We start from the raw sequence: 18,240 nt of genomic DNA, 5'->3' as shown, positions 1-18,240 counted from the left end.
TTGATTTAAGTGGTGAGCCAACTGTGCGACAAGCCTTCGGGAGCGTATTTCTCGACCGCGGCCGCCCCGCGGCACGTCACAGTGACGGCCGCGGGGCGGATGCCGGCCCTGTCACAGGCCGCGCTGCGCGTACATGGCGGCGAGGTCGCCGGACAGGGCGCCCTTGGCCCAGCGGGTGATGTCGTCGGCAAGCACCTCGTAGGCGTCCGACTCGACACCGTCGAGGGCCGCCGCGGCGATGTCCTCGGGCTTGGCCTTGGGCCCCTCGGCATGCGCGGCCATGTCGGTGTCCACGTAGCCCATGTGCAGGCCGGTGACGCCGATGCCGCGCGGCTTGAGCGCGAGGCGCAGGCTGTTGGTCTGCGACCAGAAGGCCGCCTTGGAGGCGCTGTAGGCGCCGCCCTCGGCAACCCAGGACAGCACCGAGTGGACGTTCAGGACGTGGCCGCCGCCGTTGCGCTCGATGACCGGGACGAGGGCGCGGGCGAGCAGCAGCGGGCCGTAGAAGTTGATCTCGAACTCGCGGCGGATCTCGTCGAGCGGCGAGGTCAGGAACTGGGTGCCGAGGGCGATCCCGGCGTTGTTGACCAGGACCGTGACGTCCTGCACCCGCTCGACGACGGCGGCCACGGAGCCGGGGTCGGTGACCTCCAGGGGCAGCGCCACCGCGTCGGGGTGGGTGACGGAGCGCGGGTCGCGGGCGGTGGCGTAGACCTTGCCGGCGCCGCGCGCGTACAACTCCTCCACCAGCGCCTTTCCGACGCCCCGGCTGCCGCCGGTGACGAGGACGACGGAGTCCTTGATAGCGGTCATGACACTCACACTCCAGATGCCGACAGCGGTCGACTGAGATCGACAAGGGCGGGAAACCGATCGGTTTCCATCCGTTGCCGCCATAGTAAACCGATCGGTTTCCGTCTTCAATCGCGGAGTGGCCCGCCCGCACCCCCGGCGACCCCTATCTCCTTGCGGGCAGCGGTAGTTACTCGATCAAGTTCATTCCGTCCGACCCCTGGCTACGGACTCCTACCGGGCGGTATACAGACCCCCGACACACGCGTACGGGCCACCCGTCGGGACCGGTTCCGTGCGCGTCCTCGCGCAGGGGGGAATTCCATGGCGTACGGCACCCCGTCGGACGGTTCGGCGAGACGGCACCGGCGGAAGGCCACGGTGGCGGCGGCGCTGGGCGGCTGCGCCCTGGTGGCCGCCTCCACCACTCCGGCCGCGGCGCACGGCGGCGGCCACGGGTCCGGCCACGACCACGGCACCAGCTATGTGGCGCTCGGCGACTCCTACACCTCGGGTCCGCTCATCCCCACGCAGGTGGACGCCAACTGTGCCCGCTCCGACCACAACTACCCCTCGCTGGTCGCGGCGGCGCGGCACGTCAGCGCGTTCAAGGACGTCAGCTGTTCCGGTGCGACGACCGCGGAGATGTGGAAGGCGCAGGGCACCAACGGCCCCCAGCTGGACGCCGTCCAGCGGGACACCGACCTGGTGACGGTCCAGATCGGCGGCAACGACGTGGGCTTCAGCTCCATCATCGGCACCTGCGCGGCCCTCAGCTCCAAGGACCTGACCGGCAACCCCTGCCAGCAGTACTACAACGCGTCCGGCACCGACCAGCTGGTGCTCAACATCGCACAGACCGCGCCGAAGGTCGACAAGGTGCTGCGGGCGGTCCGCGCCCGGGCCCCGCACGCCCGGATCGTGGTCGTCGGCTACCCCGACCTGCTGCCCGACGACGGCAGCGGCTGCTACCCGACCGTGCCCTTCGCCGCCAAGGACTTCCCCTACCTGCGGGACACCGGGAAGCGGCTGAACCTGATGCTGCGCCTGGTCGCCGCCTGGAACGGCGCCCGGTACGTGGACACCTACGGCCCGACCGTCGGCCACGACATGTGCAAGGCCCCCGCCGACCGCTGGATCGAGCCCCTCCAGCCGACCTCACCGGCGGCTCCCGCCCACCCCAACGCCAAGGGCGAGGCGGCCATGGCCCAGGCGGTGCTGGAGCGTCTCGGCGGGCGTCACTAGGTGGTGGGCAGCGGCTTGTGCGGGTAGCTCCGCAGCACGAGGGAGGTGGTGACCGGGCCGTGGCGGGCCAGCGAGTCCACCACCTCCTCCAGGCGTTCGGCGTGGGTGCAGTGCACGTCGAAGAGCAGGCAGTCCTCGCCGGTCACCCGGAGCGTCGAGACGACCTCCGGGATCCGGTCGGCGAGGGCGAGCGCCTTCGGCAGCTGGGCGTGCGTGGTGCGCAGCCGGACGACGGCGTGGATGTTCAGCCCGAGCGCAGGCGCGGCGACGACGGCCCGGTAGCCGGTGATGACTCCGCTCTTCTCCAGCCGCTGGATGCGGGCGCCCGCCGCCGGCTGGGAGAGCCCGACCCGCCGTCCCACCTCGGCCCCGGTGAGCCGGCCCTCGGTCTGGAGCAGCTCCAGGATGGCGCGGTCGATGTCGTCGAGTGATTCCATCGTCGTCGTCCCCACTTTCCTCTGGATCACTTGCGGAGCCGGATCGCCGCCACTGCTTCCTTCAGAATCGCCCGCAGGACGGGCCCGGTGAGCGCCGGGTCACGAGGGAAAGGGCGGTCGGCGATGGTCGCGTACGTCATCATCCCCGGGATCGACGGGTCGGACGACGGGCACTGGCAGAGCCGGTGGGAGCGGGCGTGGGGGGACTCGGCGGTGCGGATCGCCCCGGGGTCCTGGACCCGGCCGGAGCTGGCGGACTGGGTGGACGCGGTGCGGGCCGCCCACGACATCGCGGTGGCGCGGGGCGCCGGCCGGGTGGTGCTGGTGGCGCACAGCCTGGGCTGCTGGGCGGCCGCCGCATGGCTGGAGCGGGTACGGCCCGCGGGGGTGTCGGCGTTCCTGGCCGCGCCGCCCGATCCCCGGGGACCGGCGTTCCCGGCTGCGCGGGCACCGACGTTCCTGGACCTGTCCGCCCGTCCGCTGCCCTGCCCGGCCCTGGTGGTGGCGAGCGACGACGACCCGTACGGCGATGCCACGGCCTCCGCCGCGCTGGCCTCGGGCTGGCAGGCGCCCCGGCGTTCCGTCGGTGCGCACGGGCACCTCAACTCCGCGAGCGGGCTCGGCGACTGGCCGGCCGGCCGGGAACTGCTGCGGACGCTGGTGGGCGGCCGAGCCCCGCGCGGGGCCGACACCTCGGGCGGTCCGGCCCCTTGGGAGGGACCCACGGGCGGTTCGCGATAGGTTGACCTGCATGAGCGACAACGTTTATTTCGACATCTCGATCAACAACGAGCCGGCCGGCCGGATCGTGTTCAGCCTGTTCGACAAGGTGGTGCCCGAGACGGCCCGCAACTTCCGCGAGCTCGCCACCGGGCAGCACGGCTTCGGTTACGCCGGTTCCGGCTTCCACCGGGTCATCCCCGAGTTCATGCTCCAGGGCGGCGACTTCACGCGCGGTGACGGCACCGGCGGCAAGAGCATCTACGGCGAGAAGTTCAAGGACGAGAACTTCGAGCTCAAGCACGACCGCAAGTACCTGCTGAGCATGGCCAACGCGGGCCCGAACACCAACGGCTCGCAGTTCTTCGTCACCACGGCGCTGACCCCGTGGCTGGACGGCAAGCACGTGGTCTTCGGCGAGGTCGTCGAGGGCTCGGACCTCGTCGACAAGATCGAGAGCTACGGCTCCCGCAGCGGCGCCACCAAGGCCGAGATCAAGATCACGGCGAGCGGCACCGTCTGATCACGGGCCGATCCACCGCAACGGTGACCGGGCGCCCGCCCGGTCACCGTTCGTCGTTCTCCCGTCGCGGCTCGACGGTCCCCGGCGGGGCGCGCCCGGCGGGGGTGTCGTGCGCGGTGAGGTGCTCCAGGACCTCGGCCAGTTCCTGGCAGGCCTCCTCGACGGAGAGCCGGGTGGTGCGCTGCTCGGTGATGACGGCCGACAGCAGCAGCGCGGTCAGCGCCAGCGCGCCGTTGAACAGCTGCAGCTTCAGCATCACCTCGACCTGGGACAGCCCGGCGAAGGCGCCGATGCCGTCCGTCGCGGCGACCGTGGCCATGACCGAGGTGAACAGGGCGCACAGCACGCTCCCCGCCAGCCGGAACCGCAGGGCCGCCCAGATCAGCAGGGGATAGACGAGGAAGAGCGCGCTCAGGTTGCTGTGCGTGGCCACCGGGACCAGGACGGCGGCGACGGCCGCGAGGGCCAGGGCCTCCTTCCAGCGGGCCGTCGAAGGCAGCCCCCGGGCCCCCAGCAGCACCAGCAGGAACGGGGTGACGATCAGCACGCCCATCGCGTCGCCGACCCACCAGGCCAGCCAGATCGGCCAGAAACTGCTCGCGGGGAGTTTCCCGGCGAGCAGCAGGGTGACCACGTCGACGGTGGAGCTGACCAGCATCGCGGTGAACGCCCCGAGGAACACCAGCGCGAGGCCGTCCCGCAGCCGGCTCAGGTCGGTCCGGAAACCGGCCCGGCGCAGCATCAGATACGCGCAGACGGGCCCGGCCGTGTTGCCGAGGAGGATGCCCACGGTGTCGAGCTCGGGCGGGCCGAGGGACAGGACGAGGAAGAAGGCACCGAGCATGATGCCCGGCCAGCAGCCCAGACCGAGGACGAGCAGACAGGCCACCGCCACACCCGTCGACGGATAGATGGGGGTGAACACGGCCCCCTCGACGGTGAGCCGGCACAGCAGGCCGAGCTGCCCCGCCGCGTAGTAGCAGGTGGCGACGGCCAGCGTCCGCAGGGCCAGGACAGCCGGGCGGCGCAGTTCCTGAATACCCACCACAGCAGCCATCAGACACCGCCACGGCCCACTCGGCGAGCGGGAGCCACCCGCGACCGGGGCGGGGGGTGCTACGGCGGGCGGTCCAGGCCGTCGTGGCCTACGACGAGGACGGCGGCGTCGTCCTCGTGGCCGACGCGTTCCGCGCCCTTGATCACGGCGGCGGCCAGGGACTGGGCCTCCAGGCCGGCGACGGCGGCGACGCCGGCGAGCCGCACCACCTGGGCGAGCCCCTCCTCGACGCTCATCGACGGGCCCTCCACCACCCCGTCGGTGAGCAGCACGAACATGCCTCCGGTGGTGAACCGGTACCGGGACACCGGGTACGCGACGCCGGGTTCGATGCCCAGCGGCGGCCCGCCCTCGTCCTCGGCGACCCCGGACTTCCCGTCGGCGGTGGCCCAGACGAACGGGATGTGGCCGGCCCGGGCGCTCTCCAGCACCCCGGTGTCCGGGTCGAGCCGCATGAAGGTGCAGGTGGCGAAGAGCTCGCTGCCCAGGGAGACCAGCAGGTCGTTCGTCCGGGCGAGCAGCTCGTCCGGCTCGCCGGTCACCGAGGCGAGGGCCCGCAGGGCCGCCCTGACCTGGCCCATGAAGGCGGCCGCCTCGATGTTGTGCCCCTGGACGTCGCCGATGGCCAGGCCGATACGGCCGTCGGGCAGCGTGAAGGCGTCGTACCAGTCGCCGCCCACGTTCAGCCCGTAGCAGGCGGGCGCGTACCGGACGGCCAGATGGCAGCGTGGGGTCTCGGGCAGGTCCCGGGGCAGCATGCCGCGCTGGAGGGCGATGGCCAGCTCGACCTGCGAGCGCTGGTACTCGGCCCGCTCGCGCGCCTGGGCGGTGAGCGACCTGAGTCTGACCAGCAGCTCGTCGTCCATCGCGCGCTTGCGGGGCATGGATCACTCCGGCCGGGGAGACAGCCCTTCCAGGACAGACCCCTGGATTTTTACCTTTACAGGATCATAGTGCGAAGAGCGGACAAGCGGTCGGCGGCGGCCGGGCGCGGTCGGCCGCCGCCGGGGCACGATGCGGTCACCCCTTGCGCACGCCGTCGGCCCGGCGGGAGGCGCGCAGGGTGCCGACCGTCTTCAGCAGCCGGTCCGCCGGGTCGCGCAGCCGCGGATGGGCGAGGACGGTGTTGCGCAGTCCGCGGACCGGGCGGCGCCACAGCCGGTGCGCCGTGGCCACCGGGTGGGCCCGGGTGGCGAAGCCCTCGCCCACCCGCAGCTCGCGGGTCTTGAGCCAGTCCTTGTACTCCTTGTCGCCCCGCCCGAGGTCCACGAGGGTGACGCCACCGCGCGCCGCGGCCTCGGCGGTGCGCAGATGCATCATCAACCCGGGTGAGTAGTAGTGCAGTTCGGGGTCGTACGCGGTGAACCAGGCGGCGAGCACGGTGCCGGACCGCGGGCCGAAGTGCGCGGCCACCGGCCGGTCGCCGGCGTAGAGCACGGACAGCACGCCGGTGAAGTGGTCCTCGCGGACGTGGAAGAGGTGGTCCACGAGGTCGACGATCCAGGGGCGGGCGAAGCGGTCCATGCGTCCGGTCCGCCGGTACTGGGCGGACTTCCAGCGCATCAGGGTGCGCAGGGCCGCCGGGTCCCGCTCGTCGAACTCGAAGCGCAGCTCGCCGATGTCACGGCCGAGGCGCCGTTCCTTCTTCAGCGTGGTCTTCGCCAGGCCCGGGTAGGTGGCGCGCAGCCACTCGGGGTAGCCGCCGTCCCCGGGTTTCACATCGATCACCGGTGAGGCGAAGGTGCCGGTGACATGGGGGGCGAAAGGTCTCTGCTCGGCGACCAGATGGTCGAACTCGAAGATCGACATCCCGCACGCGCCCAGCAGTTCCCGGGCGTCCCAGGTGACCCCGGGCCGGTGCACCAGCGCCTGGCAGTCGGAGAGCCCGAGCCCGACGGCCCGGCCGACGCCCAGCGCGTTGCGTTCGTACGGGAGGAAGCCGACCGGCTCCCCGCCCTCACGCAGGACCGCCACCCGTACCCCGGAGCGGTGCTTGCCCACGCCGATCGCGAACTCCGGAGCCAGAAAAGGGTTGGCGTACTCCGGCGACTCGTCCATCGCGTGGTGCCAGGCCCGGCGGAGCGGCTCGGTCAGCTCGCCGGGTCTGTGGATCGTGATGTCCACCTCAGATCAACCGCCCCTCGGCTGACGAGGTGTGTGGCACGTGATTCCGGGACCGGCTCCCGGACGGACCTCTGCACTGGCCTCTGGATCGCATGGGCGACCGCTCTCCCCCCATAACGCGAATTCCGCGTTCTGCCGTTACCAGGAACAGCTCCTGTTCCCCGCCGTACACCTTCGGTCCGTGACCGGCGAGCGGGTCGCCGGTCCGGAGGTGTCGCTCAAACGTCGCGAAACAGTACGCACGCTGTCAAGGGTGCCACTCTCGGGGCAGGTTGGAGGTGGGGTGACTCGGACTTTCCCGGCCCTTTCCGTCAGGTCGCGGTCGCCGCGGCCGCCGCGCGTCCCGTCTGGCGGCCGGAGAAGAGGCAGCCGCCGAGGAAGGTCCCCTCCAGCGAGCGGTAGCCGTGCACCCCGCCGCCGCCGAAGCCGGCGACCTCACCGGCGGCGTACAGACCGGGTACGGGCACCCCGCTGCTGTTCAGGACCCGTCCGGACAGGTCGGTCTGGAGGCCGCCCAGGGTCTTGCGGGTGAGGATGTTCAGCCGGACGGCGATGAGCGGGCCGGCGCTGGTGTCCAGGATCCGGTGGATCGAGGCGGTGCGGCTGAGCGAGTCGCCGATGTAGTCGAGCGCATTGCGGATGCCCATGACCTGGACGTCCTTGGTGTACGGGTTGTCGATCTCGCGGTCGCGCGCCTCGATCTGGCGTTTCAGGTCGGCGAGTTCGATGAGGTTGTCGCCGGTCAGCTTGTTCATGCCGGTGACGAGGTCGGCGAGGTTGTCGGCGACCACGAAGTCGACGCCGTTGTTCTTGAACTTCTCGATGGGCTCCGGTGTCTGCCAGATCCGGGAGAGCAGTTGCCAGATGTTCTTGTTGGTGAGGTCGGGGTTCTGTTCGGAGCCGGAGAGCGCGAACTCCTTGGCGAGAATCTTCTGGGTGGTGACGAACCAGGAGTAGTCGTAGCCGGAGGCGGTGATCGACCCGAGCGTGTGCAGGGTGTCGTAGCCCGGGATGTCGGGGGTGTTGAACCGGCGGCCCTTCGCGTCGAACCACATCGAGGAGGGGCCGGGCAGGATGCGGATGCCGTGGTTGGGCCAGATCGGGGCGTAGTTGCGCAGGCCCTCGGTGTAGTGCCACATCCGGTCGGGGTTGACGATCCGGCCGCCCGCCTGTTCCGTGATGCCGAGCATGCGGCCGTCCACGTGCGCGGGCACCCCGGTGATCATGGTCTTGGGCGGGGTGCCGAGCCGGGCCGGCCAGTTCTGCCGTACGAGATCGTGGTTGGCGCCGATACCGCCCGAGGTGACCACGACGACCGGTGCCCGCAGTTCGAAGTCGCCCACGACGGTACGGGAGCTGGCGGTGCCGCGGGCCGCGCTGCTGGGCTCCAGGACCGCGCCCCGCACCCCGGTCACCGCACCGCCGGTGGTCACCAACTCGTCGACCCGGTAACGGAACTTGAAGGTCACCTTGCCGGCGGCGACGGCCGCCCGCACCTTCTTCTCGAAGGGTTCGACGACGGCGGGGCCGGTGCCCCAGGTGACGTGGAAGCGGGGCACGGAGTTGCCGTGGCCGTCGGCGAGACCGCCGCCGCGCTCGGCCCAGCCGACGATCGGGAACCACTGCACGCCGAGTCCGGAGAGCCAGGACCGCTTCTCCCCGGAGGCGAACTCCACATAGGACTGGGCCCATTTGTACGCCCAGTAGTCCTGGCCGTTCGGGTCGTCGATCCCCCGGTCGAAGCCGGCCGTGCCGAGCCAGTCCTGCCAGGCGAGGTCATGGGAGTCCTTGACCCCCATCAGCCGCTGTTCGTCGGAGTCGACGAAGAACAGCCCGCCGAAGGACCAGAACGCCTGGCCGCCCAGGCCGGCCTCCGGTTCCTGGTCGAGCAGCAGCACCTTGCGGCCGGCGGCGGCGAGTTCGGCGGTCGCGACCAGTCCGGCGAGGCCGTGGCCGACGACGATCGCGTCCGCGTCCTGCGACTCGGCGGCGAACGCCCCCGCCTGGCCGAGGGACAGGCCGGCGAGCGCGCCGCCGGCGACCGTCAGCACCTGGCGCCGGCTGAACCGGGACTCCTGCTGGGAGCTGTCGGCCGCGTCCGCGACCGCTCTGGGATTTTCCATGGTGGGGCTGCCTTCCGTACGGATGCGGGCGGTGCGGGAGACAAGGCTGGGACTGCCGGGGCGGCAGGGTGTTACCGACGGTAGCCCATGGTCGTGGGCGGCGACCAGAGTTCTGCGTTACCGGGATATGCCGGTTCTTGACCGCCGCTTTGGGCGCGCACTCCGCACCCCCGCACCTCCGCGTCTTCGCACCCCACCCCCCGCCGCCTCGCACTGGCGTGCTAGGACCCTCTGCCATGGAGACCGTGGCGACCGAGCCCATCACCCCGTCCACCCCGCGGCCCGTACGGTGGCCGACGATGGTCCAGGGGTGGCATCAACTGACCTTTCTGCACTGGCCGGTGGAGCCCGAGCGAGTGGCGGGGCTGCTGCCCGCCGGTACCCGGCCGGACACGCTGGACGGAGTCACGTACGTCGGGCTCGTGCCGTTCCTGATGCGGGGCACGGGCTTCGGGCCGGGGCCGGGGCTGCCGTACCTGGGCACCTTCTGCGAGACGAACGTGCGGCTGTACTCGGTGGACGGGCAGGGCCGGCGCGCGGTGGTGTTCCGGTCCCTGGACGCGTCCCGGCTGCTCCCGGTACTGGTGGGCCGGTCGGGGTTCCGGCTGCCGTACGTCTGGGCCTCGATGCGGCTGACCCGCGAGGGCGATGTGATCACCTACACCTGCCGACGGCGGCGCCCGGCGGCCGCGAGCCGGGCGGTCGTACGCATAGGGGAGCCGATCGCCGAGCCCTCGCCGCTGGAGCGCTTCCTGACCGCGCGCTGGGGGCTGCACGTGACCTGGCACGGCCGCACCGCGCATCTGCCGAACGAGCATCCGGCCTGGCCGCTGCACCGGGCCGAACTCCTGGAGCTGGACGACGAGTTGGTCGAGGCGGCCGGCCTGCCCGCGCCCCCCGGGCCGCCGGTCAGTGTCCTCTGGTCGCCCGGCGTGAAGGTGCGGTTCGGGACGCTGGAACTGCTCCGCCCTCCCAGGTAAAGAGATCGCATGGTCTAGTCCAAAGTGAGCTTTGGTCCAGTCCAATTCATTGACGTGACCGCGACACCTCCGGAAGCTGGGACCCACCCCACACCTCCCCGGCCCCCTGGAGGCACCAGTGAGACCCCTTCGCGCATGTCTGGGCGCGGCGGCAGCCGTCACCCTCGCCGCCGCCGGCACCACGGCACTCGTCGCGAGCGACGCCTCGGGCGCGACCACCGCGCTGAGCAACCGGTGGTACGCGGCCGCCCCCTACCTGATGCCACTGGACAACAACCCGCCGGACGCGGCCGCCATCATGGACGCCAGCGGCCTCAAGGCCTTCCAGCTGGCGTTCGTCCTGGCCCCCAACGGCGGCGGCTGCTCGCCCACCTGGGGCGGCACGGCGGCCGTCTCCTCGGACACCGCCGTCCAGTCGGTGATCAACACCATCCGGGCCAAGGGCGGCGACGTCTCCGTCTCCATCGGCGGCTACGGCGGCACCAAGCTGGGCCAGACCTGCGCGGACGCGGCCTCCACGGCGGCGGCCTACCAGCAGGTGATCACCAAGTACGGGCTGCACGCGATCGACTTCGACCTGGAGGAGCCGGAGTACGAGAACACCGCGGCCATCAAGAACGAGATCGGCGCCGCGAAGATCCTCCAGCAGAACAACCCCGGCCTGTACGTGTCGGTGACGACGGCCGGCACGGCGGACGGCACCGGCTGGTTCGGCAAGCAGATGCTGCTGGAGGCGAAGTCGCAGGGATTCACGCCCAACAACTTCTCCATCATGCCGTTCGACGGCGGTTTCAGCGGGGCGGCCTCGCAGACCAGCGCGCTCACCAACTTCAACGCGATCCTGCAGTCCACCTTCGGCTGGGACCAGGCGACCGCCTACGCCCACGAGGGCTTCTCCGGGATGAACGGCCGCAGCGACACCGGCGAGTACTTCACCCAGACCGACTTCCAGACGGTGCTGGACTACGCCACGAGCCACAACATGGACCGCTTCACGTTCTGGTCCCTGAACCGCGACCGCCAGTGCACCCCGGTCGACAACAACGGCACCACGTCCGGGACCTGCTCCAGCGTGGCGCAGAGCGCCTGGGACTTCGCCAAGTACTCGGTGAAGTTCGCCGGGGTCACCCCGCCGACCACCACCCCCACGCCCACCCCGACCCCGACCCCGACGCCCACCTCCTGCAAGACGGCGTGGAGTTCGACGGCGGTGTACACGGCCGGGAACGAGGTCTCGTACAACAGCCACAACTGGAAGGCCAAGTGGTGGACCCAGAACGAGGTGCCCGGCGCCTCCGAATGGGGCCCCTGGCAGGACGAGGGCGCCTGCTGACCTCTTGACGGGGTTGGTCCGGACCTTTAGCTTCACGGCTATCGAGGGTTATGGATGCGTCCGGTGTTCACAGATATGAACTGTCGATGAATTCCGGGCGCGCCCCCCTCCTGGCGAAAGGACCCCCCACGTGAACCGTTCCCGGCTGCTCGCGGCGCCGACCGCCGCGGGCCTGGCCCTCGCCCTCACCGTCCTGCTCGGCGGCAGCGCGGACGCGGCGAACCCGGACGTCGCCCCCGGCGGCAACTTCGACCTGTCCCTATGGCAGCTCCAGGAGCCGGTCGGCTCCCCCGGCTCGCCGACCACCATCCCCTCGTCCCGGCTGCAGGGCGCGAACGGCTACCAGGACGCGTACTTCTACACCGACACCCGCGACGGCGCGATGACCTTCTGGGCGCCGGAGAAGGGCGTCACGACCCCGAACTCCCACTACGCCCGCTCCGAACTGCGCGAGATGAACCGGAACGGCAGCGCCGCGAACTGGTCGCTGAGCGGCAGCCACCGGATGAGCGCGACGCTGCGGGTGGTCTCGGTGACCAAGAACGTGTGCGTGGGCCAGATCCACCTCGGTACCGGCGGTTCCTCCACCAAGCCGCTGCTGGAGCTGTACTACCGCTCCAACGGCGACATCGTGCTCGGCACCGAGAACTCCCCGGACGGCGGCCAGACCTCGCACAGCGTGGGCCATGTGCCGATCGGCAAGACGTGGACCTACACCATCGCCGTCTCCGGCGGGAACACGATCGACCTGACCGTCAACGGGACCACCACCCACTACGCCATTCCGTCCTCCTTCACCCCGTACAAGCAGTACTTCAAGGCGGGCTCGTACAACCAGTCGTCCTCCGACAGCACGACCAACGGCGCCCGGGTCGCCTTCTACGGACTGACCGTCACACACGGCTGAGTTCGCCCGGCCCGGCCTGGCGGGGGCCGTGGTTCCGCCGCACGATGGAGGTGCCATCCGCGCCGCGGCCGGACGACGGGAGGACCGATGACTCAGAACTGGGGACCACGTCCTCCCGTCACCGCGGACGGCCCGGAATGGCGGCCCGCGCTGGACGTCCCGCCGCCCGGGCCGCAGCGCCGCTGGACGGTGCTGCTGCGCTGGCTGCTGCTGATCCCGCAGTACGTCGTGCTCGCCCTGCTGGGCATCGCGGCGCTCTTCGTGACGGTGGTCGGCTGGTTCGCGGCGCTCGTCCTGGGCCGGCTGCCCGACGGCATCGCCTCGTTCCTCGGTAAGTACCTGGCGTACGAGACCCGGATCGCGGCCAGCTCCATGCTCCTGGTCGACCGCTACCCGCCGTTCGCCCTGACCGCGCCCGACTACCCGGTGCGGATCGAGCTGCGGCCCACCTCCCTGAACCGGCTCGCGGTGCTGTTCCGGCTGATCCTGATGATCCCGGCGGCGATCATCGCGAACCTCGCGGCGACCGGCTGGTTCGCGATCGGCTGGATCTTCTGGATCATCGGGATCGTGCGGGGACGGCTGCCGGGGCCGGTCTTCGGGGCGACGGCGGCGGTCGCCCGCTACCGGATGCGGTTCGGCGCCTACGCGAGCATGCTGACGCCCGTCTACCCGAAGGGGCTGCTCGGCGACGCGCCGGCCGCCGGGGAGAAGGCCGCCTCCGCCACCCGGCCCCTGGTCCTGGACACCCCCGCCAAGGTCCTGGTCTGGGTCTTCCTGGTGCTCGGCCTGGTCGCCCAGGTCGGCTCCCGGGACGGCGGCTACCACGAGAACGGACTGGCGAATACGCCGCAAGTGGTACATCTCGTAGGACGGTCGTAGCGTCGTAGGGAACATGTACGGCGAACGGGTGGGAGCGACCATGCGACCAGTGGTGGGAACGGCGATCGGACTCGGGGCGGCCCTGCTGCTCACGGCGGGCATGACGACGGCCTCCGCGACACCGCCGACACCGGCCGCCACGCGGGCGTCGGCCCAGCACCCGGTGCTCGTCGACTGCCTCTGGCACCAGCGGTTCAGGCCGACCGACTTCATGCTGGCCTGCGGCGACGGCAACAGCCTCCTCACCGGCATGCGCTGGACCCGGTGGAACGACCGCACGGCGGTCGGCCAGGGCGTGAACGTGGTCAACGACTGCAAGCCGTACTGCGCGGCCGGCAAGTTCCACAAGTACCCGGTGACCGTGAAGCTCGACCGCCCCACCTCCTGGACGAAGCACCCGAACGTCCAGCACTTCACGCGGATGAACCTGACCTACTCCGGGGCCAGGCCGGAGGGATACACCCAGGTCATGAGCTACCCGATGTGGAACTGAGCGGGGCCGTCACCCGGCTGCGCGGCAAGCGGGGCGAGGCCGTGCGCCGGGCGGGCGACGTCCCGGCCGGGGCTGCCGGGAGCCGTGGCAGGCCTGCCGTCATTTTGGTGTGACCGGTACGCCGGAGCTCCGCGCTCCCGTCGAAAGAGGTCACATGCCCCGATTCCTCCGCCGGGCCGTCGTCGCCCCGGCCGCGGTCGCGATCGGCCTGATCGCGGCGGCCCCGGCCGCGAGCAGCGGGCCGGACGTCTCGAATCCGCACGTCATCGCCCATTTCGACCTGGCTGCCGGGCAGACCCCCGAGAACATGGTGGCCGAGCGCAACGGCTCGGTGGTCGTGTCCTTCTCCGCCGCCCGGCAGATCGCCAAGGTCACCCGGGAACGCCGGATCCGGGTGCTGGCGACCCTGCCCGCCGAGTCCCGCCCCAGGACGCCGCTCGTCCATGACGCCGTCACGCTCGGCCTCGCCCGGGCCGAGGACGGGACGCTGTACGTCAACTACGCCACCGGCACCGCCAAGACGGGCATCTGGCGCATCCCCGCGAGCGGCGGCGCGCCCGAGCAGATCGCCGCGCTGCCGCCGGACGGGGTGCCCAACGGGCTGGCGCTCGACGAGCGGCGCGGGGTGCTCTACGCCGCCGACTCGGTCCTGGGCACGGTGTGGCGGGTACCGCTGGCCGGCGGCACGCCGACCGCGTGGGCCGCGGGCGGCGCGCTCGACGGGCTGCCGGAGACGGCCGACGGTGTCGGCGCCAACGGGATCAAGGTCCACAAGGACGCGGTCTGGGTGACCAACAGCGACCGCGGCACGCTGCTGCGCATCCCGGTCGCCGCCGACGGCTCGGCGGGCGCCGCCGAGGAGCGGGCGAGCGGTCTGCCCGGCATCGACGACTTCGTCTTCCCCGGGCACTCGGACATCGTGCTCGCCGCGCTGATCACGTCCAACGAGGTCGCGCTGGTCCGCCCGGACGGCACCCGCACCACCGTCCTCGGGGTGCAGGACGGTCTGTCCAACCCGACGTCGCTGGCCGTGAGCGGCCAGGATCTGTTCGTGGCGAGCGACGCCTACTTCACCCAGCGGGATCCCAACCTGCTGAAGGCGCGGCTGCGCGCCCACTTCGCCCGCCCGTAGCCGAGGGGAGGGCCGGTCCCGGCCGGTCCTCCCCTCGCCGGGGCTCAGGCGATCTCGACGAGCAGGTCGCCGCCCTCCACCTGCTGGATGCGGTTGATGGCGAGCCGGGAGACTCGGCCGGCCTTCGGGGCGGTGATGGTGGCCTCCATCTTCATGGCCTCGATCGTGGCCACCGTGGCGCCCGCCTCGACCTCCGCGCCCTCGGCCACCGCGAGGGTGACGACACCGGCGAACGGGGCCGCGACATGGCCGGGGTTGGCGCGGTCGGCCTTCTCGGTGGCCGGGATGTCGGAGGCAGCGCCCCGGTCGCGGATCTGGATGGGCCGCAACTGGCCGTTGAGCGTGGACATCACGGTGCGCATCCCGCGCTCGTCGGCCTCGCCGACCGCCTGGAGCTCGATCAGGAGCCGGACGCCGGGCTCCAGGTCGACCGCGTACTCCTTGCCCGGGCGCAGCCCGTAGAAGAAGTCCTTGCTGTCGAGGACGCCGGTGTCGCCGTAGGTCTGGCGGTGGGTCTCGAACTCGCGGGTCGGGGCCGGGAACAGCAGCCGGTTGAGGGTGGTGCGGGGCTCCTTGGCGAGACCCTCGCGGTCCTCGGCGGACAGCTCCGGGGTGGGCTTGGCCGCGGCGCGGCCCTGGAGGGCCTTGGTGCGGAACGGCTCCGGCCAGCCGCCGGGCGGGGTGCCCAGCTCGCCCCGGAGGAAGCCGATGACCGAGTCGGGGATGTCGAACTTGTCGGGGGTCGCCTCGAAGTCCAGCGGCCGCACCCCGGCGCCGACCAGGTGCAGGGCGAGGTCGCCGACCACCTTGGAGGACGGGGTGACCTTGACCAGGCGGCCGAGGATCCGGTCGGCGGCCTCGTACATCGCCTCGATGTCCTCGAAGCGGTCGCCGAGACCGAGCGCCACGGCCTGGGTGCGCAGGTTGGAGAGCTGGCCGCCCGGGATCTCGTGGTGGTAGACCCGGCCGGTCGGGGAGGCTAGGCCCGCCTCGAAGGGGGCGTAGACCTTGCGGACGCTCTCCCAGTACGGCTCCAGGTCCTCGATCGCCCGCAGGTCGAGCCCGGTGGGACGCTCCGAGTAGTCGGTCGCGGCCACGATCGCCGAGAGGGACGGCTGCGAGGTCGTACCGGCCATGGAGGCCACCGCGCCGTCCACCGCGTCCGCGCCGGCCTGGATCGCGGCCAGGTAGGTGGCCAGCTGGCCGCCCGCGGTGTCGTGGGTGTGCAGGTGGACGGGGAGGTCGAACTCCCGGCGCAGCGCGGAGACCAGCTTGGCGGCGGCCGGGGCGCGCAGCAGGCCGGCCATGTCCTTGACGGCGAGGATGTGGGCGCCCGCGTCGACGATCTGCTCGGCGAGCCGCAGGTAGTAGTCGAGGGTGTAGAGCTGCTCGCGCGGGTCGGACAGGTCGGCGGTGTAGCAGAGGGCCACCTCGGCGACCGCGGTGCCCGTCTCGCGTACCGCCTGGATGGCGGGGCGCATCTGGCCCACGTCGTTGAGGGCGTCGAAGATGCGGAAGATGTCGATGCCGGTGGCGGCGGCCTCCTGGACGAAGGCGTCGGTCACCTCGGTCGGGTACGGGGTGTAGCCGACGGTGTTGCGGCCGCGCAGCAGCATCTGCAGGCAGATGTTGGGGACGGCCTCGCGCAGCGCGGCGAGCCGCTCCCAGGGGTCCTCGGCGAGGAAGCGGAGCGCGACGTCGTAGGTGGCGCCGCCCCAGCACTCCAGGGAGAGCAGTTCGGGCAGGGTGCGGGCGACCACCGGGGCGACGGCGAGGAGGTCCTTGGTGCGTACCCGGGTGGCGAGCAGCGACTGGTGGGCGTCGCGGAAGGTGGTGTCGGTGATGCCGATGGTGGGTGACTCGCGCAGCGCCCGCGCGAACCCCTCGGGGCCGAGCTCGACCAGCCGCTGCCGGGAGCCCGCGGGCGGCTCGCCGTCCGGCAGCGGGGGCAGCTTGCTGGTCGACTCGATCAGGTGGGGGCGCTCGCCGTGCGGCTTGTTGACGGTGACGTCGGCCAGGTAGGTGAGCAGCTTGGTGCCGCGGTCGGCGGAGGAGCGGGCGGTGAGCAGGTGCGGGCGCTGCTCGATGAACGAGGTGGTGATCCGGCCCGCCTGGAAGTCCGGGTCGTCCAGGACCGCTTGGAGGAAGGGGATGTTGGTGGCCACGCCGCGGATGCGGAACTCGGCGACGGCGCGCCGGGCGCGGCCGATGGCGGCCTTGAAGTCCCGGCCCCGGCAGGTGAGCTTGACCAGCATCGAGTCGAAGTGCGCGCTGATCTCCGTACCGGCGTGGGTGGTTCCGCCGTCCAGCCGGATGCCGGAGCCGCCCGGGGAGCGGTAGGCGCTGATCCGGCCGGTGTCGGGGCGGAAGCCGTTGGCCGGGTCCTCGGTGGTGATACGGCACTGGAGGGCCGCGCCGTGCAGCTTCACCGTCTCCTGGGAGAGCCCGAGGTCGGCGAGGGTCTCGCCGGAGGCGATGCGCATCTGGGCCTGGACCAGGTCGACGTCGGTGACCTCCTCGGTGACCGTGTGCTCGACCTGGATGCGCGGGTTCATCTCGATGAAGACGTGGTTGCCCGCGGGGTCGAGGAGGAACTCGACGGTGCCGGCGTTGCGGTAGCCGATCTCGCGGGCGAAACGCACGGCGTCGGCGCAGATGCGGTCGCGCAGTTCGGGGTCGAGGTTGGGCGCCGGGGCCAGCTCGATGACCTTCTGGTGGCGGCGCTGCAGCGAGCAGTCCCGCTCGAAGAGGTGGATGACGTTGCCCTCGCCGTCGGCGAGGATCTGCACCTCGATGTGGCGGGGGTCCACGACGGCCTTCTCCAGGAAGACGGTCGGGTCGCCGAACGCGGAGGCCGCCTCGCGGGAGGCCTGTTCGATGGACTCGCGCAGCGCCGCCGGGTCCTCGACGCGGCGCATACCGCGGCCACCGCCGCCGGCGACGGCCTTCACGAAGAGCGGGAAGCCGATCTCCTCGGCGGCGCGCACCAGTTCGTCGATGTCGTTGGAGGGCTGGGAGGAGCCGAGCACCGGGACGCCGGCGGCGCGGGCGGCGGCGACCGCGCGGGCCTTGTTGCCGGTCAGCTCCAGCGTCTGGGCGTTCGGCCCGACGAAGGTGATGCCCGCCTCCTCGCAGGCGCGGGCGAGTTCCGGGTTCTCGGAGAGGAACCCGTAGCCCGGGTAGACGGCGTCGGCCCCGGCCCGCCGGGCCGCGCCCACGATCTCCTCGACGGAGAGGTAGGCGCGCACCGGGTGCCCGGGTTCCCCGATCTCGTAGGCCTCGTCGGCCTTCAGCCGGTGCAGTGAGTTGCGGTCCTCGTGCGGGAACACGGCGACCGTGCGCGCACCCAGCTCATAACCCGCGCGGAACGCGCGGATGGCGATCTCTCCACGGTTGGCGACCAGCACCTTGCGGAACATCCCTGGATCCCTTCAGCCTGCCGGCGACGAACACCATGGTGTCAGCCGCGCCCTGCCGTAGCTCGCCGCAACA

The 18,240-nt window shown here is 71.6% G+C and carries 16 protein-coding genes; 9 read left to right on the top strand and 7 right to left on the bottom strand.

Going from position 1 to position 18,240, the window contains the following annotated elements; all coding sequences use genetic code 11:
- Positions 1-111: 111 nt before the first annotated feature.
- Positions 112-813 carry an SDR family oxidoreductase gene (locus ACGFZS_RS18155; RefSeq protein ID WP_393795902.1) on the bottom strand — a complete coding sequence of 234 codons (702 nt, stop codon included), beginning with the start codon at positions 811-813 and terminating at the stop codon, positions 112-114.
- A 303-nt stretch (positions 814-1,116) separates the two neighbouring features.
- Here ACGFZS_RS18155 and ACGFZS_RS18150 point away from each other — a divergent pair, with 303 nt between their 5' ends.
- Complete coding sequence (locus ACGFZS_RS18150; RefSeq protein WP_393795901.1) at positions 1,117-2,037, top strand: SGNH/GDSL hydrolase family protein; 921 nt, start codon at positions 1,117-1,119, stop codon at positions 2,035-2,037.
- Here ACGFZS_RS18150 and ACGFZS_RS18145 read toward each other — a convergent pair.
- Positions 2,034-2,474 (bottom strand): Lrp/AsnC family transcriptional regulator, encoded by a 441-nt coding sequence (locus ACGFZS_RS18145; protein WP_393795900.1) that lies wholly within the window; start codon positions 2,472-2,474, stop codon positions 2,034-2,036. The two genes, ACGFZS_RS18150 and ACGFZS_RS18145, sit on opposite strands and share 4 nt — an antisense overlap.
- 123 nt (positions 2,475-2,597) lie before the next feature.
- Here ACGFZS_RS18145 and ACGFZS_RS18140 point away from each other — a divergent pair, with 123 nt between their 5' ends.
- Positions 2,598-3,215, top strand: a complete 618-nt coding sequence (locus ACGFZS_RS18140; protein ID WP_393795899.1) for an RBBP9/YdeN family alpha/beta hydrolase — start codon at positions 2,598-2,600, stop codon at positions 3,213-3,215.
- Positions 3,216-3,225: 10 nt separating this feature from the next.
- The gene (locus tag ACGFZS_RS18135; RefSeq protein ID WP_393795898.1) at positions 3,226-3,717 is read left to right on the top strand and encodes a peptidylprolyl isomerase; all 492 of its coding nucleotides are present in this window, start codon (positions 3,226-3,228) and stop codon (positions 3,715-3,717) included.
- A gap of 43 nt (positions 3,718-3,760) precedes the next feature.
- Here ACGFZS_RS18135 and ACGFZS_RS18130 read toward each other — a convergent pair whose 3' ends face one another.
- The 4 genes from ACGFZS_RS18130 to ACGFZS_RS18115 form a co-directional block, all read right to left on the bottom strand.
- Positions 3,761-4,765 (bottom strand): MASE1 domain-containing protein, encoded by a 1,005-nt coding sequence (locus ACGFZS_RS18130; protein ID WP_393795897.1) that lies wholly within the window; start codon positions 4,763-4,765, stop codon positions 3,761-3,763.
- Positions 4,766-4,833: 68 nt separating this feature from the next.
- On the bottom strand, positions 4,834-5,658 hold the full coding sequence (locus ACGFZS_RS18125) for a PP2C family protein-serine/threonine phosphatase (protein ID WP_393795896.1): 825 nt from the start codon (positions 5,656-5,658) through the stop codon (positions 4,834-4,836).
- A gap of 136 nt (positions 5,659-5,794) precedes the next feature.
- The gene (locus tag ACGFZS_RS18120; RefSeq protein WP_393795895.1) at positions 5,795-6,898 is read right to left on the bottom strand and encodes a GNAT family N-acetyltransferase; all 1,104 of its coding nucleotides are present in this window, start codon (positions 6,896-6,898) and stop codon (positions 5,795-5,797) included.
- Positions 6,899-7,209: 311 nt separating this feature from the next.
- Complete coding sequence (locus tag ACGFZS_RS18115) at positions 7,210-9,021, bottom strand: FAD-binding dehydrogenase (RefSeq protein WP_393795894.1); 1,812 nt, start codon at positions 9,019-9,021, stop codon at positions 7,210-7,212.
- A 236-nt stretch (positions 9,022-9,257) separates the two neighbouring features.
- Between ACGFZS_RS18115 and ACGFZS_RS18110 the strand changes: the two genes are divergently transcribed.
- From ACGFZS_RS18110 to ACGFZS_RS18085, 6 genes are all read left to right on the top strand, one after another.
- The gene (locus ACGFZS_RS18110; protein WP_393795893.1) at positions 9,258-10,001 is read left to right on the top strand and encodes a YqjF family protein; all 744 of its coding nucleotides are present in this window, start codon (positions 9,258-9,260) and stop codon (positions 9,999-10,001) included.
- 118 nt (positions 10,002-10,119) lie between these two features.
- Positions 10,120-11,334, top strand: a complete 1,215-nt coding sequence (locus ACGFZS_RS18105) for a carbohydrate-binding protein (protein WP_393795892.1) — start codon at positions 10,120-10,122, stop codon at positions 11,332-11,334.
- Between the two features lie 130 nt (positions 11,335-11,464).
- Positions 11,465-12,241 (top strand): polysaccharide lyase family 7 protein, encoded by a 777-nt coding sequence (locus ACGFZS_RS18100; RefSeq protein WP_393795891.1) that lies wholly within the window; start codon positions 11,465-11,467, stop codon positions 12,239-12,241.
- Between the two features lie 87 nt (positions 12,242-12,328).
- Positions 12,329-13,123, top strand: a complete 795-nt coding sequence (locus ACGFZS_RS18095; protein WP_393795890.1) for a DUF4389 domain-containing protein — start codon at positions 12,329-12,331, stop codon at positions 13,121-13,123.
- A gap of 40 nt (positions 13,124-13,163) precedes the next feature.
- A complete protein-coding gene (locus tag ACGFZS_RS18090) occupies positions 13,164-13,616 on the top strand; it encodes a hypothetical protein (protein ID WP_393795889.1) in 453 nt (150 codons plus the stop codon).
- A 154-nt stretch (positions 13,617-13,770) separates the two neighbouring features.
- On the top strand, positions 13,771-14,748 hold the full coding sequence (locus tag ACGFZS_RS18085; RefSeq protein WP_393795888.1) for an SMP-30/gluconolactonase/LRE family protein: 978 nt from the start codon (positions 13,771-13,773) through the stop codon (positions 14,746-14,748).
- A gap of 44 nt (positions 14,749-14,792) precedes the next feature.
- On the opposite strand, the gene ACGFZS_RS18080 is transcribed toward ACGFZS_RS18085, so the two are convergent.
- On the bottom strand, positions 14,793-18,167 hold the full coding sequence (locus ACGFZS_RS18080) for a pyruvate carboxylase (RefSeq protein ID WP_393795887.1): 3,375 nt from the start codon (positions 18,165-18,167) through the stop codon (positions 14,793-14,795).
- Positions 18,168-18,240 lie beyond the last annotated feature (73 nt).

Source organism: Streptomyces sp. NPDC048288 (genome assembly GCF_043201555.1).
In the GTDB taxonomy this organism is placed as follows: domain Bacteria; phylum Actinomycetota; class Actinomycetes; order Streptomycetales; family Streptomycetaceae; genus Streptomyces.
This window is presented reverse-complemented; position numbering and strand designations above follow the sequence as displayed.

Excerpts from the sequence above, each read along its gene's own strand:
- ACGFZS_RS18085 (WP_393795888.1), top strand. The coding sequence starts at position 13,771 with ATGCCCCGATTCCTCCGCCGGGCCGTCGTCGCCCCGGCCGCGGTCGCG.
- ACGFZS_RS18155 (WP_393795902.1), bottom strand. The coding sequence starts at position 813 with ATGACCGCTATCAAGGACTCCGTCGTCCTCGTCACCGGCGGCAGCCGG.
- ACGFZS_RS18140 (WP_393795899.1), top strand. The coding sequence starts at position 2,598 with ATGGTCGCGTACGTCATCATCCCCGGGATCGACGGGTCGGACGACGGG.
- ACGFZS_RS18115 (WP_393795894.1), bottom strand. The coding sequence starts at position 9,021 with ATGGAAAATCCCAGAGCGGTCGCGGACGCGGCCGACAGCTCCCAGCAG.
- ACGFZS_RS18110 (WP_393795893.1), top strand. The coding sequence starts at position 9,258 with ATGGAGACCGTGGCGACCGAGCCCATCACCCCGTCCACCCCGCGGCCC.
- ACGFZS_RS18095 (WP_393795890.1), top strand. The coding sequence starts at position 12,329 with ATGACTCAGAACTGGGGACCACGTCCTCCCGTCACCGCGGACGGCCCG.
- ACGFZS_RS18125 (WP_393795896.1), bottom strand. The coding sequence starts at position 5,658 with ATGCCCCGCAAGCGCGCGATGGACGACGAGCTGCTGGTCAGACTCAGG.
- ACGFZS_RS18145 (WP_393795900.1), bottom strand. The coding sequence starts at position 2,474 with ATGGAATCACTCGACGACATCGACCGCGCCATCCTGGAGCTGCTCCAG.
- ACGFZS_RS18135 (WP_393795898.1), top strand. The coding sequence starts at position 3,226 with ATGAGCGACAACGTTTATTTCGACATCTCGATCAACAACGAGCCGGCC.
- ACGFZS_RS18080 (WP_393795887.1), bottom strand. The coding sequence starts at position 18,167 with ATGTTCCGCAAGGTGCTGGTCGCCAACCGTGGAGAGATCGCCATCCGC.
- ACGFZS_RS18150 (WP_393795901.1), top strand. The coding sequence starts at position 1,117 with ATGGCGTACGGCACCCCGTCGGACGGTTCGGCGAGACGGCACCGGCGG.
- ACGFZS_RS18090 (WP_393795889.1), top strand. The coding sequence starts at position 13,164 with ATGCGACCAGTGGTGGGAACGGCGATCGGACTCGGGGCGGCCCTGCTG.